The sequence below is a fragment of the Candidatus Vicinibacter affinis genome (assembly GCA_016714365.1).
Taxonomy (GTDB): Bacteria; Bacteroidota; Bacteroidia; order Chitinophagales; family Saprospiraceae; genus Vicinibacter; species Vicinibacter affinis.
On record JADJNH010000005.1, the window covers coordinates 1,255,236 to 1,270,698 of the forward strand.

16 protein-coding genes and 1 tRNA gene are annotated in these 15,463 nt (G+C 38.8%); 8 read left to right on the top strand and 9 right to left on the bottom strand.

Going from position 1 to position 15,463, the window contains the following annotated elements; genetic code table 11:
• Window positions 1-267: 267 nt before the first annotated feature.
• Window positions 268-2,268, top strand: a complete 2,001-nt coding sequence (locus IPJ53_05040; GenBank protein ID MBK7798455.1) for a T9SS type A sorting domain-containing protein — start codon at window positions 268-270, stop codon at window positions 2,266-2,268.
• Between the two features lie 226 nt (window positions 2,269-2,494).
• Here IPJ53_05040 and IPJ53_05045 read toward each other — a convergent pair whose 3' ends face one another.
• Window positions 2,495-2,776 carry a GIY-YIG nuclease family protein gene (locus tag IPJ53_05045; GenBank protein ID MBK7798456.1) on the bottom strand — a complete coding sequence of 94 codons (282 nt, stop codon included), beginning with the start codon at window positions 2,774-2,776 and terminating at the stop codon, window positions 2,495-2,497.
• 262 nt (window positions 2,777-3,038) lie between these two features.
• The gene (locus IPJ53_05050) at window positions 3,039-3,320 is read right to left on the bottom strand and encodes a GIY-YIG nuclease family protein (GenBank protein ID MBK7798457.1); all 282 of its coding nucleotides are present in this window, start codon (window positions 3,318-3,320) and stop codon (window positions 3,039-3,041) included.
• Between the two features lie 79 nt (window positions 3,321-3,399).
• Here IPJ53_05050 and IPJ53_05055 point away from each other — a divergent pair, with 79 nt between their 5' ends.
• Window positions 3,400-3,642, top strand: a complete 243-nt coding sequence (locus IPJ53_05055) for a hypothetical protein (GenBank protein ID MBK7798458.1) — start codon at window positions 3,400-3,402, stop codon at window positions 3,640-3,642.
• Here IPJ53_05055 and IPJ53_05060 read toward each other — a convergent pair.
• From IPJ53_05060 to IPJ53_05070, 3 genes are all read right to left on the bottom strand, one after another.
• The gene (locus tag IPJ53_05060; protein ID MBK7798459.1) at window positions 3,605-3,886 is read right to left on the bottom strand and encodes a GIY-YIG nuclease family protein; all 282 of its coding nucleotides are present in this window, start codon (window positions 3,884-3,886) and stop codon (window positions 3,605-3,607) included. The genes IPJ53_05055 and IPJ53_05060 overlap by 38 nt on opposite strands.
• 261 nt (window positions 3,887-4,147) lie before the next feature.
• The gene (locus IPJ53_05065; protein MBK7798460.1) at window positions 4,148-4,429 is read right to left on the bottom strand and encodes a GIY-YIG nuclease family protein; all 282 of its coding nucleotides are present in this window, start codon (window positions 4,427-4,429) and stop codon (window positions 4,148-4,150) included.
• Window positions 4,430-4,511: 82 nt separating this feature from the next.
• A tRNA-Asp gene (locus tag IPJ53_05070) sits at window positions 4,512-4,585 on the bottom strand.
• Between the two features lie 573 nt (window positions 4,586-5,158).
• Between IPJ53_05070 and IPJ53_05075 the strand changes: the two genes are divergently transcribed.
• Window positions 5,159-6,133 (top strand): acetyl-CoA carboxylase carboxyltransferase subunit alpha, encoded by a 975-nt coding sequence (locus tag IPJ53_05075; protein ID MBK7798461.1) that lies wholly within the window; start codon window positions 5,159-5,161, stop codon window positions 6,131-6,133.
• A gap of 8 nt (window positions 6,134-6,141) precedes the next feature.
• On the top strand, window positions 6,142-7,035 hold the full coding sequence (locus tag IPJ53_05080; protein ID MBK7798462.1) for a 4-hydroxy-tetrahydrodipicolinate synthase: 894 nt from the start codon (window positions 6,142-6,144) through the stop codon (window positions 7,033-7,035).
• Window positions 7,036-7,042: 7 nt separating this feature from the next.
• Here IPJ53_05080 and lptC read toward each other — a convergent pair whose 3' ends face one another.
• The gene (lptC, locus tag IPJ53_05085) at window positions 7,043-7,609 is read right to left on the bottom strand and encodes an LPS export ABC transporter periplasmic protein LptC (GenBank protein ID MBK7798463.1); all 567 of its coding nucleotides are present in this window, start codon (window positions 7,607-7,609) and stop codon (window positions 7,043-7,045) included.
• Window positions 7,606-9,687, bottom strand: coding sequence for a gliding motility-associated C-terminal domain-containing protein (locus IPJ53_05090; GenBank protein ID MBK7798464.1), 2,082 nt, complete (start codon window positions 9,685-9,687; stop codon window positions 7,606-7,608). Before IPJ53_05090 ends, lptC begins: the two co-directional genes overlap by 4 nt.
• Window positions 9,688-9,865: 178 nt before the next feature.
• Here IPJ53_05090 and IPJ53_05095 point away from each other — a divergent pair, with 178 nt between their 5' ends.
• Genes IPJ53_05095 through rsmI form a run of 3 tightly spaced genes read left to right on the top strand, consistent with a single transcriptional unit; the run spans window position 9,866 to window position 11,495 of the window.
• A complete protein-coding gene (locus IPJ53_05095) occupies window positions 9,866-10,561 on the top strand; it encodes a CDP-alcohol phosphatidyltransferase family protein (protein ID MBK7798465.1) in 696 nt (231 codons plus the stop codon).
• Window positions 10,562-10,566: 5 nt separating this feature from the next.
• The gene (gene purS, locus IPJ53_05100) at window positions 10,567-10,827 is read left to right on the top strand and encodes a phosphoribosylformylglycinamidine synthase subunit PurS (protein ID MBK7798466.1); all 261 of its coding nucleotides are present in this window, start codon (window positions 10,567-10,569) and stop codon (window positions 10,825-10,827) included.
• Complete coding sequence (gene rsmI / locus IPJ53_05105; GenBank protein ID MBK7798467.1) at window positions 10,827-11,495, top strand: 16S rRNA (cytidine(1402)-2'-O)-methyltransferase; 669 nt, start codon at window positions 10,827-10,829, stop codon at window positions 11,493-11,495. The genes purS and rsmI overlap by 1 nt, the downstream gene beginning before the upstream one ends.
• Window positions 11,496-11,576: 81 nt before the next feature.
• Here rsmI and IPJ53_05110 read toward each other — a convergent pair whose 3' ends face one another.
• Window positions 11,577-12,137, bottom strand: coding sequence for a HupE/UreJ family protein (locus IPJ53_05110; GenBank protein MBK7798468.1), 561 nt, complete (start codon window positions 12,135-12,137; stop codon window positions 11,577-11,579).
• Window positions 12,138-12,332: 195 nt separating this feature from the next.
• On the bottom strand, window positions 12,333-13,199 hold the full coding sequence (locus IPJ53_05115; protein ID MBK7798469.1) for a helix-turn-helix transcriptional regulator: 867 nt from the start codon (window positions 13,197-13,199) through the stop codon (window positions 12,333-12,335).
• Window positions 13,200-13,336: 137 nt separating this feature from the next.
• Here IPJ53_05115 and IPJ53_05120 point away from each other — a divergent pair, with 137 nt between their 5' ends.
• Entirely contained in the window at window positions 13,337-15,463 is a 2,127-nt protein-coding gene (locus IPJ53_05120; protein ID MBK7798470.1) for a TonB-dependent receptor, read from the top strand.

The window sequence follows — 15,463 nt, forward strand, 5'->3', positions numbered from 1 at the left end:
TGGAGTTTTAAAGTATTGCTTACTTTAATTTATAGGTTCAAATTTTCTGAGTCTTGCGTATATTAATAAATTCAACTCTTGAAATCTAATAATTTCTTCATTGCTTGGGAACGAAGTGGCAACAAAATTGTATCATCATTTTTTAAAATAAAATTTTTTTTAAATATTGATTTTTATTGTGAAAGTTTTATAATTTCATCTGATAAGATTTGATATTTTTCTATTCGAATCAGATGAGGTTTAGGTTCAGTCTAAATAAGTGAAACCATGTCAAAGATTTATTTCAATTTATTTCTGTCGTTAATTGTAAGTAATATTCTATTTGGTCAGGTTGACACCACGGCACTGCCATTCACCGATTCTGTAATCACTTGCTTTCCTGACACAACCGGTTATAAGCGAATTTCTGTAGGTCCAATTGGTCGCGACTTTAGTAATTTACAATCGGCATTAAATCAGGCAGTTTCCGGGACAGTTATTGTCTTGGACGCCGGGGTTGAATTCAGAGGAAGTTTTTTGTTGCCTTCAAAGCCAGTCAGTGATAAATGGATTGTTTTAGTATCATCGAAGATGGACCTGGTTCCAGCAGAAGGAAGCAGGATAAAGCCATACCAAAAAACAGGGGATCAAAATTTTTCCACGCAAGCAGATGCAATGCCAAAAGTAGTGACAGACAATTTGTCCGGAGTTCCCTGTTTTAGAACAGAAATTGGTACCCATCATTATCGGTTGGTTGGAATAGAAATAAAAGCAGATGAAAGGGTTATCAATAGTTATGGTCTTGTAAATTTAGGAGACGGGTCTTCCCAACAGAATCAATTTTCGAAAGTACCTCATCACTTAATCGTTGATCGCTGCTTCATTCATGGTCATACAAAAGGTGAGATTATGAAATATGGCATTCGGCTCGATTGCGCTTATTCCGCTGTGGTAGATTGTCATATTTCAGATTTCCACAGCGTTGGATTTGATGCCCAGTCAATATCCTGTATCAATGGTCCGGGTCCGTTTAAAATTATTAATAATTATTTGGAGGCATCGGGAGAAAATATTTTGTTTGGAGGAGGCGCAGCTGCAATAGCCGGTTTGGTTCCTTCGGATATTGATATCAGACAAAATCATTTTTTCAAACCTCTTTCTTGGCGAGTAGGCCATCCTTCCTATGCAGGAAAGCATTGGACAGTCAAAAATTTATTTGAATTAAAGACAGGGAAGCGTGTATTGTTGGAAGGAAATATTTTGGAAAATTGTTGGGCGGATCTTCCAATTGGTCAAAGCGGATATGCCATACTGCTCACTATCAGAACCGAAAATGGAGGTTCACCTCAAGCAGAGGTAAGTGATATTACCATTCGGAATAACATAATTAAAAATACTGGTGCCGGCATCTCAATTTCAGGACTTGATGATGGAAAGGGAGTCCGGTCAAAGCGAATTAGCATCACCAATAATTTATTTGAAGATATTGATGGAGTTGTCAATGGTGATCAGAATCTTGCAGGGCCGAATGTGGGAACTGCCTTTCATATTGGTGAACCAGAAAATGTAATAATCGATCACAACACCATATTTCATACAGGGGCTATTACGTGGGCCTATAAAAAAATGACGGGCTTTATTTATACCAACAATCTATCCAACTGTTTTATTTCTGGCGGAGGTTATCAGGGGATATATGGTCCGGGCTTTAGTCAAGGTAATGGTGCCATGGGAAATTATTTTCCGGACATTACAGATGCCAATCAAAGGTTTCACAAAAATGTGATGATAAAAGGAGATCCTGGCAAATACACAAATTATGCGATGTTGAGCAAAAATTATTTCCCTAACATTTCTGATGCAGTCGGTTTTTATGATTTTACAAATGGGGCTGTTGATTATTTAAATTATCGTTTAAAAAATTCAAGTACCTATTTTAAGAATGGTTCCGATGGCAAAGATATTGGAGCTGATATGAATTTGATTAAAGCGGCTTTTGAGCGTAAAATAGATTGCAGTTCTGTAATGACTGCTGTCAATGAAATGAATTTTAATTATGAATTCTTAATTTATCCCAATCCAGCAAAAGACAAATTGAAGATTGAAATTTTAAATAATGAGTTCTGGTCCTACACCATTTACAACCAACAGGGGCAAATATTTAAAAGCGGGAACATAACTGAGCCAACTCAGGAAATTAATCTAGTTGGAATTAATCCGGGAATTTATTATATTAAAATATTCAACAACAGGTTGATGAGGTATCAAAAGCTTGTAATAGTACCATGAGTATCTTCATTAAATTTGTTGTAAAACATACCTAAAGTTTTAAAGAGGTTAAAGGATTTTTTTCATTCGAACCCGTCCCCAAAGCGTTGGGGATGACAGGGCGGCATTCTACCCAACAAGTACTGACGAAAAAATTTGTAGTGAGAGAGAAAGGGTGCTCCTTTAGAGGAAATAATAGCATTGAGAAAATGAGAAGTCAAAACACAAAATGGTGTAAAAATTTCACTCACAAACAAGAATCCAAATAAAAATTTAATTGATTGGCATTTGAGTTTATCAGTTTCAATAATTGCTGGTGATCATATTTTTTGAGGGACTTCTCTCTGTTTAGTGCTTTGGATTTTATCATGAATATTTCAAGATAGACAATTTCCCAAGGGCCTTTATGTGCAGTGAATGCACTAAAATTCGAATTGTGTTCGAGGAGTCTGTTTTTTGGATTTAAGGAATAGCCTTTGTAATAAATATCTAACCTTTTGGAATGGATAATGTAAACATAGTGCTTCATAATGAATAGGGTATAGCCAAGGGTGAATGTTATACCTTCATAAAAAACAAAAAGCCCTCAATTTTTCAATTGAGGGCTTTTGCGGACCTAGAATGCGGGATTCGAACCCGTCCCCAACTTGTTGGGGATGACAGGGCGGCATTCTACCCAACAAGTACTGACGAAAAAATTTGTAGTGAGAAGAGAAGGGGTACTCCTTTAGAGGAAATAATAGCATTGAGAAAATGAGAAGTCAAAACACAAAATGGTGTAAAAATTTTACTCACAAACAAGAATCCAAATAAAAATTCAATTGATTGACATTTGAGTTTATAAGTTTTAATAATTGCTGGTGATCATATTTTTTGAGGGACTTCTCTCTGTTTAGTGCTTTGGATTTTATCATGAATATTTCAAGATAGACAATTTCCCAAGGGCCTTTATGTGCAGTGAATGCACTGAAATTCGAGTTGTGTTCGAGGAGTCTGTTTTTTGGATTTAAGGAATAACCTTTGTAATAAATATCTAACCTTTTGGAATAGATAATATAAACATAGTGTTTCATAGTGACTAGGGTATAACCAAGGGTGAATGATATACCTTCATAAAAAACAAAAAGCCCTCAATTTTTCAATTGAGGGCTTTTGCGGACCGTCTCCCCAACGAGTTGGGGACCTGAATGCGGGATTCGAACCCGTCCCCAACGTGTTGGGGATGACAGGGCGGCATTCTACCCAACAAGTACTGACGAAAAAATTTGTAGTGAGAAGAGAAGGGGTACTCCTTTAGAGGAAATAATAGCATTGAGAAAAGGAGAAATCAAAACACAAAAGGGTGTAAAAATTTTACTCACAAACAGGAATCCAAATAAAAATTTAATTGATTGACATTTGAGTTTATCAGTTTCAATAATTGCTGGTGATCATATTTTTTGAGGGACTTCTCTCTGTTTAGTGCTTTGGATTTTATCATGAATATTTCAAGATAGACAATTTCCCAGGGACCTTTATGTGCAGTGAATGCGCTGAAATTCGAGTTGTGTTCGAGGAGTCTGTTTTTTGGATTTAAGGAATAACCTTTGTAATAAATATCCAACCTTTTGGAATAGATAATATAAACATAGTGTTTCATAGTGAATAGGGTATAGCCAAGGATGAATGTTATACCTTCATAAAAAACAAAAAGCCCTCAATTTTTCAATTGAGGGCTTTTGCGACCTAGAATGCGGGATTCGAACCCGTCCCCAACTTGTTGGGGATGACAGGGCGGCATTCTACCCAACAAGTACTGACGAAAAAATTTGTAGTGAGAAGAGAAGGGGTACTCCTTTAGAGGAAATAATAGCATTGAGAAAATGAGAAGTCAAAACACAAAATGGTGTAAAAATTTTACTCACAAACAAGAATCCAAATAAAAATTCAATTGATTGGCATTTGAGTTTATAAGTTTCAATAATTGCTGGTGGTCATATTTTTTGAGGGACTTCTCTCTGTTTAGTGCTTTGGATTTTATCATGAATATTTCAAGATAGACAATTTCCCAGGGACCTTTATGTGCAGTGAATGCGCTGAAATTCGAGTTGTGTTCGAGGAGTCTGTTTTTTGGATTTAAGGAATAACCTTTGTAATAAATATCTAACCTTTTGGAATAGATAATGTAAACATAGTGTTTCATAGTGACTAGGGTATAACCAAGGGTGAATGATATACCTTCATAGAAAACAAAAAGCCCTCAATTTTTCAATTGAGGGCTTTTGCGGACCGGACGGGATTCGAACCCGCGACCTCCGCCGTGACAGGGCGGCATTCTAACCAGCTGAACTACCGATCCAATATTTTAAGACTCAACTCCAACATTGAGGAGTGATGAGTTTGAAAACTTTCAAAGAAAGTAATCGAAGGATGATCGGTGATTCGAACCCGTCCCCAACTTGTTGGGGATGACAGGGCGGCATTCTAACCAGCTGAACTACCGATCCATTATTTTAAGACTCAACTCCAACATTGAGGAGTGATGAGTTTGAAAACTTTCAAAGAAAGTAATCGAAGGATGATCGGAGATTCGAACCCGTCCCCAACTTGTTGGGGATGACAGGGCGGCATTCTAACCAGCTGAACTACCGATCCAATATTTACAAAACCTTAAATTGATTGCTCAAATTAAGAACCAATGCACTCATTTAGTTTTTTGTGCAAGGGTAAATATTTCTGTTTACAATTTTAGTTTTCCTCCTTTGAGTTGAAAAGCGAGGCAAAAATAGGTATTTTCGGGAAATCTCACAGAAAATCATTTTAAAAATAAAACTTTGATTTGTTAGCTAGTCCAAAGGCATTGTACTATTTTGGCTTCGTTTTTTAAGGATCTCATTTTCTGATGGCCACCAAAGCCTAAACTATTGATATTATGGTATTTATGGAATTTGAAAAGCCGCTTGAGGTGATGTTTGAGCAACTCGAGCAGATCAAAAAAATCTCCAGTGATGGTTCAATTGACATGACGGCACAGATTCTTGAACTAGAAAATCGCATAAAAACAAAGAGAAAAGAGATTTATTCTAACCTGACAGGGTGGCAACGCGTCCAATTGTCAAGACATCCGGAGAGACCTTATACACTGTATTACATATCCCAGATTTGTAAGAAGTTTGTCGAACTCCACGGTGACAGGAATATCAAGGATGATAAAGCTATAGTTGGAGGGTTAGGGCAAATTGATAATCAAACATTTGTTATTATAGGTCACCAGAAAGGAACGACCACAAAACAAAGGAGCTACCGTAATTTCGGTATGGCAAATCCGGAGGGTTACCGCAAGGCTTTGAGGCTGATGAAAATGGCAGAGCGATTTAATTTTCCGGTGGTAACATTTATTGACACCCCGGGAGCTTATCCTGGGATTGAGGCTGAAGAACGTGGTCAGGCAGAAGCAATTGCCCGTAATTTGTTTGAGATGGCCCAGCTAAAAGTGCCCATCGTTTGCTACATCATTGGCGAAGGGGCATCCGGGGGCGCTTTGGGAATTGGGGTAGGGGATAAAGTATTTATGCTTGAAAATACCTGGTATTCTGTGATTTCACCTGAGTCTTGTTCCTCCATACTCTGGAGAAGCTGGGAGTTTAAAGAGACAGCTGCAGAAGCTTTAAAATTAACAGCGGATCATATGGCATCTTTTGGATTAATTGATGGAATAGTGAAAGAACCAGTCGGTGGTGCCCATTCTGATCCGGAGGCAATGGCAAAATCGCTCAAAAAGCATATTAAGGCAAGTTTGGAAGATCTTGTGACCATGAGTCCTGAGCAAAGAATAACCCATAGAATTGAAAAATATGAGAAAATGGGTCGATTTCATGAGGTTCAGGAAAAATCAGAAAAGGAATAATTTCAAATATGGTAAACTATAATCATTTGAAGGGAACCGGGGTTGCCTTGATAACCCCATTCAACAAAGAAAAGCAAATTGATTATCCAGCTCTTGCAAAACTCATAGAGCATTGTATTTCCGGAGGCGTTGAATCCCTGATCAGTATGGGGACCACCGGAGAATCTGTAACTCTTACAAAGGAAGAAAAAGCTGAGCTTTTGGCTTTTACCATCAAGCAAACTGCAGGACGAGCCCAGATAGTAGTGGGTATTGGCGGAAATAATACACAGGAGGTAGCTGATGAGATGGAAGCTTTAGATCCTACCGGCATTACTGCCATCCTTTCCAGTAGTCCTGCTTATAACAAACCATCCCAGGAAGGAATTTATCAGCATTACATGGCACTTGAAAAGGTGGCCAAATTGCCGATTATTATCTACAATGTTCCAGGTAGAACAGCATCCAACCTTACGGCAGAAACTACGCTTAGACTTGCACATGCAAGCACAAAATTTGCAGCTGTAAAAGAAGCGTCGGGCGATCTTGTTCAGGCTACTAAAATCATTAAGGATCGTCCTGATCATTTTCTGGTACTCTCGGGGGATGATCCATTGGCTCTTGCCCTCGTTGGAATAGGGGGAGATGGGGTGATTTCGGTTATTGGCAATGCTTATCCGAAGGAGTTTTCTCAAATGATCCAATACGCATTGAAGGGAGATTTTAAATCTGCACAAAAACTGAACAATGCTTTATTTGATTTGCACAAATGGTTATACATCGATGGGAATCCTTCAGGAATTAAGGCCGCCTGCCATCTGTTGGAAATCTGTGAAAATGAATTTCGATTGCCATTGGTTCCGATGGCAGAGGCTCATTTTAAAAAATTGAAAGAAGCAATGGAAGCAATTAAATGGGATTGATGCGATATTATTCTTCTTTTTCTTCATCGATTTCACCCAATATTTTTTTGCTGGGGAATTTGGCTTCAGAAGAAAGTAAAATACCTTTAAGAAAATTCTGATCTGATTCGAAGCCGTATGCATGTATGATTTCGTCCTGACGTGAAAGTCTTACAAATTTATCTGTTTTAATTCTTCCGTCCCGTTCGTTCCAAATTAGTTCAGAGGTCTCAAGTTTTTCTCCCTTTGGATTGTTCAGTACCACCTGATCTGATAAGTAGGTTTTACCTTCATCCGGAACTCGTATAGCATAGTTTGAGGAAAGAACATTACTTATGACTCCATCCTGATAGAAAGTCGTGACCAAACCTTTTGTGAATTCATCTTTGGAAAGACCATCTTTGATGTGACGCAACATTTCAGGAGCCACAATTTTCAAAACAAGTTTACCGGAATCAGAATAAAGAAGTTCAATATTTTTAAGTAACTCTTTATTGACCAATTGAACAGCTTCTTGTTCAGTCAGTTCCTTTTTCGATTTATCACAAGAAATCAAGGCTAAAAGACAAATAATAAATGCAAAACGGAAGGTCATCGCAGAACAGTAATGTCACCTGAATAATCTTTGGTAACGCCATCAATAAATCGGGCACGCACAAGGTATACAAATACACCTGGAGCCACAGGACGGCCTTTAAAATCGCCGTTCCAAAGTGATTCCAAATCTGAAAACGAAATATCTTCCCTACTGTACACACGCCCACCCCAGCGATCGTAAATTTCTACAAGGTCGATCTTTTCCAAACTTTCGTCACTTACGATTCTAAAGCGATCATTTATACCATCTCCATTCGAAGAGATTACATTTGGAAATACCACTTTGTATTTCTTTTCAACTGCGATGTAGACTGAATCTATTCCGAAACAACCATTTTCATCAGTTGCTGTAACATAATGGTAGCCGGAATTTTTGGGCTGAAAACTGATGGAAGGGCAATCTGTACACGGAGAGATTTCCGAAGTACTCCAATTGTATGAATACAAATTTAAAGGGCTCACTGATGCAGATAGGGTAACCGTTTTGCCTAAAATTACACTTTGGTCAGGTCCTGCATCAACCACTACAGGAGGAGGTTGATTGATGGTGAAATCTACAGTGCTCACACAACCTTTTGCATCCTGAATATAAAGTTTGTAAGTGCCGGCGGGTAAATTGTTTAATTCTTTCAGAGGAGCAAAATTAATTCCATCCAAACTGAATTGGTAAAATTGCTCATTGGTTTCTGCATCCTTATAAGGAGTTCCTGCAACACCTCTGAATACAACTCTTCCGTTGCTTTCTCCAAAGCATTTAACATCGAAGAGGCTGTCAATCGATAATCTTAAAGTAGGTAAATCTTCACAGCACGGTTCAACATATATTCGCCTCACTTCGGTAATTTTACAACCCAAATCTGTTTCAAGTGTGAGGGTAAGAAATTTTTCACCAAAAGAAAAGTAATTGACTTTATGTGGTCCCGGGCCGGATCCTTTGGCAGGAATGGCATCCACTCCAAAATTCCATTCCCAACTTCTGATTCTTCCACCTAAAAAGCTCGATGAATCTGTAACAATAAAGTCAGTTTCGCATTTTAATCCAGTCGGTGGATTAATATTGAATGCAGCAGTGGGGCCGACAAAATCGCAACCTCCCCAATCCATAGAAAAGCCTATTCCGGTATTGGTAAAATTGTTGATACAAATGGTATATGCTTTACCTGCCACCATATCGATGTACTTACAAAAGCCATCCTCCCCTGCATTGCAATTAAAGTTTTCTGTCAAATCTGTGGAGGTTAGATCCAGGCCTGTAGGTCCGGCACATGGAGGTGCTGTGGCATTGCACCGGAGTATTTGTTTATTGCTGCAATCATTAATCCCATTAGGTAATTCGTACACGGCAAAATCAATGTCATCGCTTGGATTCAAAGGGGTAAGGGTAAATGTAAATTTACAATCTGAAGCGGCAACCCAGCTATACCAGGTGGATTGAGATTCTGAAGTTCCAATATTCCCTTCTCCCAAACAGGAATCATCTGCCTCGTCGCGATCTACACCTGCGCCAAAAAAAGTTTGATTGACAAATGGTGCGTTGTCACAAATGACGGTAGCTCTGTTACAATCCTGTTCAGCACGAGCCGGAGGAAAATAGTTATTGATACAAAGTTGAAAGGTACCGGTGGCTGCGGACCTTCCATCAATGCGAAGTAAATAATCCCTTCCTACAACAAGTCCGCCTTCGTATAGAGAAAGGATTCCGGCATTTCTGGTATCGGTTCCACAATTTATTTCCTGCAGAGTACCACCACAAACTCCACTGTAAAGAGCAGCTTGCATGGTGCGCAGAGATCCACCCGGGGTCCCGGCTACATTGGCTCCAATGATGGTAATATTTACATCTGAAGCAAAGGCCCTGAAAGCAAACCAAACATCACCGGGAGAATTACTCCAGCAGGTGCTGGCCCCATAACCGGAAGGAGTGGCAGCTACGGTCGTGAATTCTCCGGCCTTGCTGCAATATTTGGTGATGTCACCAATTTTGATGGGACTGTTGCAATTGTCATTGGACGGTTGGGCTACAAGGAGTACACCAAATGTCATGGCACAGACTATCAGCGACAGTTTTCTATTCATAGGACCTTTTTTTAGCATTTCTGCTACTCTATTGACACAGATTTAAACAAAAATGCTTCAATGAGTTTCACTAAATAATGCATAAAATTAAGTTAAATTGCATAAATGATAGATTTTCAGCAGGAAGATTAGGTGGAACACGAGGTTTGGGCTTAGTTTTGTGAGGTAATTGAAGAAAATGTTTAGCCTTCCTAATCTGATAACTGCTCTTAATCTCTTGCTTGGATGCATAGCCTGTATTGAGCTGGTGGAAGGGCACTATGAAACTGCTTTGATACTTTTGGCGGGGTCAATGCTGGCAGATTTTTTGGATGGATTTGTGGCCAGGGCTATGGGAAGTGATTCATCGCTGGGCGTCCAATTGGATTCACTGGCCGACGTTGTTTCCTTTGGTCTGGCACCGGGCCTTATGATTTATAAATTAATAGAATTGAATGAGTTCAACCACTCAACAGAATTCATTTTACCATATATTGGACTGATCCTTCCGGTTTTTGCAGCATTCAGGCTGGCGAGATTTAACATCGAAACGACGGGAGTGCCGACTCATTTTTCCGGACTTCCGGTGCCGGCCATGGCATTGTTTTTTATGGGTTATCTTGGAGGGAGGAATTTTCTCCCCGTGATTATGTTGAGTGATTACTTTTTGATTGCCTGGAGTATCCTATTTTCTTTTTTGATGATCAGTAGATTACCCATCGTCAAGGTGCAACCAGGCAAAACTTGGCTTTATAAATATTATCCCATGGTCATTGCCTATATAATCTGCATCATCTCTTATTTTGTAATAGGTTTGGTGTCCCTGGCTTTAATGATCATTGCTCATATAATTTTAAGCTTATTTTTGCTCAGAAATAAAAATCAAAACACATAACTTTTATGAAGACGTTTGTTGCCAAAATAGACATCATGCCTCACAAGGAATTATTGGATCCTCAAGGAAAAACAGTGGCCAAAAATATAGGACACCTAGACATAAATGGTGTAAAGGATGTGCGGATCGGCAAGCATATTGAAATGGTATTGGAGTCAATAGATGAAGCAAGTGCCCGAGTAGTGGTGGATTCTTCCTGCAAAAAATTATTAACCAATCTCATTACCGAAACATATAGATTCGAACTTTCAGAAATCGTAAGCTGATGTTGTTCCTGGTGCCTACACCGATTGGCAACAGGGGAGACATGACACCCCGGGCAATAGAAGTCTTGAATCAATGTTCACTCATACTTGCGGAAGATACGCGGGTGAGTAAACCTTTCCTTAAGACGTATGGGGTGGAAAAAGATTTTCAGAGTTTTCATGCCAACAATGAACATCAACAAACACCCCGAATTATTGAGAAGCTTCAATCAGGTGTTGCCATTGCCATGGTCACGGATGCAGGTACTCCGGGAATATCCGATCCGGCGTTTTTATTGGTTAGGGAATGCAGACAACACAAAATAGAAGTTCAGGCATTACCCGGCGCTACCGCCTTTGTACCAGCTTTAGTTTCGTCCGGGCTTCCATGCGATCGTTTCTTTTTTCAAGGATTTCTACCACAAAAGAAAGGAAGGCAAACCCAATGTATTTGGTTGGCACAATTACCTTGTACTGTGGTGTTGTATGAATCGCCACATCGACTTTTAAAATGCATAGATGAACTCATATTGCATTTTGGTGGAGAAAGGCAAGCAAGTTTTGCAAAAGAAATTTCTAAGTTTTTCGAAAAACATTTCAATGGAAGTCTGGAAGAAATAAAAATCCAGTTGCAGTCAGAGAAAATTGTCGGGGAGTGGGTGATCTGCCTGGAGGGTGTCAAAAATTGAATCCAATATTCAATCTATAATTAAAAAGACGATCAACTAATCTTTCTTAGAATTAAGATTCTTCGAAATTATATTGATCATCTAAGCCGAGAACAATCTTTCATAAGTCCATAACAATCCGATCCCTGAAATCATGATTGATAAAGGAATTACCAGGTATTTTCTGTACCAATCTTTCTGACTGAACCATTTTGCGAAAACAAAATAGCAAATTACCACCACAATAATTTGGGCCAATTCAACGCCACAATTAAAGCCAAACAAGGCAGTGATTAAATCGCTTTCAGGAATTTCAATGAATTCTAAAATGGAAGCGAATCCTAAACCGTGAATAAGTCCAAATAAAAAAACAACAAGTAATCTCCAGGATTTAAGATCGGTGTGTAATAAATTTTCAAAGGCTAAAATAAAAATAGATAATGCAATCGTAGTTTCTACTAGTTTAGAATTGATGTGAACATACCCAAGTGTGGCCATAAAAAGAGTGATGGAATGGGCAATTGTAAAAACCGAGCATTGGATAATTGAATATTTGAGTTTCGAATTTAAGAAAAACATGGAGATGATAAATAGGATATGATCATAACCCAAAGGCACGACGTGCTCAAAACCTAATTTACCATAATCCAAAAACAGTCCCATCAAAAATATAAAGTTTGAAAAAATATTTTAGGAATTCTATACAATTATGACCAGGTAAAAATACGATTACTGATCTTAAATAACCTATTCAAATTATTCTTGCCTAAATTAATTCAATGATAAATCTTGGCAACAGAATAATTGGGCTGAAATTAGAATTTATTTCTAATTTTTTCAAAATGACTACATTTTATTTTAGCTCATCATTTTCTTAGGTGTCAATCCGTATTTTCTTTTAAATGCGGCAATGAAATGACTTGTATTCGTATATCCTATCCGGTCAGCGACTTCACCCACTTGCATTTTATCCTGAGTCAAAAGTTGTCTGGCGATTTCCAGTTTGTGGTCGAGAAGATATTGATAAGGACTGTTTCCATAAATTTCCTTGAAGCCAACTTTTAATTGGAATTCATTCAGTCCAATTGCTTTTGCGAGTTCTGTTATGGTAGGTGGATTGGAATAGGATTGGATAAGAAGTTCTTTTGCTTTTTTTATTTTTCGTACGGTGAATTCATCATTCAGGAAAGGGCAGGTTTCGGTATCGGGTTTTGAACCAGAAAAAAAGAGACTGAGGATTTCTATGGCCTTTCCCTGAAGAAATAATCGCAAGGTGTTGGCAGGAAGTTTGATTTCAAAGAGTTGGTGTAAAATGACAATGAGTTCGCCGGGGATTTCTTTTTCCTCGTAATATTTTCTGTTCACATTTTCCGGATTGAAAACCGGAGCATCCTGGAGTTCCGGAACAAATAATTGATGGAGGTGATCAAGAGACATTTTGAGTTTCACCAAACGCGTGCCTTCACTCAGTGTTTGGCGGTAGGGGAGGTCTGTATCCGGATTGTAAATCATAAAAACCTTGCCGGCATTTAGTACACGCTGGTATACCGGGCCGAAAGCAAACGTGGATGCACCTTCCAGACAGAAGAGCAGATAGATTTTACCTTTTTCAAAGGCTGGCTGAATATCCGGGACATAAGCGACGTCATTGATAAGTTGGAGTTGAATGTCCTTTATGTGATCGCCATAATCCTGACCTTTTGGGGTATTTTTTGAATCAGGCATGATAGTATTAAGTTTGTTTTAGACAAAAATGAACACCAATATAGGAAGTTTTATACTATGGTTTTACTTATTGGGCTATTTAAATTACGTTTAGGGGTATTTTTATAAAAGAGCTTGGCTCAATTTTGCCTTCAGAAATGAGGAAGTTTGCGCTAATTGGATTGTGGATATTTATAATAGGACAGGTGTGCGGTCAACGTGATTCCGTTCAATTATCCGAAATCATGATAACCGCGACCCGCACGGAACGGCTCCTTTCTGCGGTACCGATGCCTTTTCAAATGATTCCGGGTAAAAATATCAAGGCTATAGGTTCTACCCGGTTGCAGGATATACTGGGGGAACAGGCTGGTTTGATCATTGTTCCGCAGGTGAATGGCCTGGGGAATGGTCTTCAGATACAGGGGCTAAACCCGGATTATACCTTGATTCTCATTGATGGAGAACCTCTTATAGGGCGATATGCCGGTACACTTGAGTTAAGTCGAATAACAACCGGCAACATCCGAAAAATTGAAATTGTCAAAGGACCTTCTTCCAGTCTTTATGGATCAGAGGCTTTGGCCGGAGTCATCAACATCATTACTGATCAGCCATTGGTTGATAAGTTGAATGCAGGTGTCCGATATGGATTAAGAAATACGCTTGATCTGAGTGCACAAGGTAATGTAGCGCGTGAAAAGTGGCGCCTTTCTCTGTTTGGAAATCGGTACAGCACCGATGGTTACGATTTATCACCAGATATTTTTGGTCAGACGGTATCTCCCTTTTCAAATTATACCTTTCAGTCAAGATTGGTGTTGAATCCAACCGCTCATCAGGAGATCAACCTCAGTACCAAATACTTTCAGGAGGACCAGCACAATGAGTATCAAGTATTGGCCGGTGGGGATTCAATAAAAGTGAATGGTTCCGGCAAGGTCAGTGATTTTAGTTTTAATCCTTTTTACAAATATTCCTGGAACAATCAAACACATGTCATAGCAAGGATATACTCTACTTATTACCGTACTTCCACTGAATTGTACAAACAGGAAGATGGAATGCTTCATTATACCGATGATTTCAACCAGTTTTTTATGAGACCTGAATTGCAGGCCACCTGTAGGTTTTTACCTCATCAGAAGTGGACTGCAGGAACTGGTTACATTTTGGAAACTGTGAATACTTCACGTTATGGCGATGATAACAAAAAAAAGCAGGACACGTACTATGGATTTTTGCAACATGAATGGGATCCGAATGTACATTTCACATTGGTGAGTGGCTTGCGATTTGATCACAACAGTTCCTATAGATCACAGTGGTCACCAAAACTTGCTGCACAATTTTCTTTCAACTCAAAACATTCCATCAAAGCTTCTGTGGGGAGCGGTTTCAAGGCCCCCGATTTCAGACAGCTTTATTTGAATTTCAATAATGCAGCAGCAGGATATTCAGTTTTTGGTTCTGATGTGGTTACCAAAGAAATTGAGAATCTCCAGGCTGCGGGAAGAATTCAACAAATCTTAAGCCCATTGGAAACGATGGGGCACATATCACCGGAACAATCATTTGCGATAAACATAGGATCACAACACCAATTAAATCAGTTTATTAAAGTTGATGTCAATCTATTTAGAAATGATTTGAAAGGATTGATAGAAACTATTCCGGTAGCCTTGACCACCGATCAGAGATTGATTTACAGTTATACCAATATTAAAAAAGCCTTTACTCAGGGGATAGAAATAAATACAAACTACAGTGGTATAAAAAATCTCGGAATTCAATTGGGTTATCAGTACCTGGAAGCAAAAGATAAAGAAGTTTTAAATGAAGTTAAAAAAGGGCTGGTCTACGGTCGTGATCCCCAGACATTGGAATCCTACAGGCTCAAAAGTTCAGATTACCTTGGGCTTTCCAACAGATCACGACACAATGCTACTCTAAAATTTTTCTACGAATTTCCTAAATATGGAATGGATCTTAACGTAAGATTCGTGTACCGTGGAGCCTTTGGCATTACCAATACTGCGGGCAATGTATCCGGTGTTTTGATCCCTTCTTCAGACCGCAATGGAAATGCAATTCTTGATTCCTATGATCAGTTGGTAAAAGGTTATACGCTTACCAATTTAACCATGGGAAAAAAATGGAGGGACCGGTATAAAATTCAACTGGTCTGCGAAAATTTATTCAATTACAGAGATGCATTGCACATTCCAAATCTTATTGGCAGAAATCTGTTCATACATTTTCAATATCAATTTATTAAATCTTAA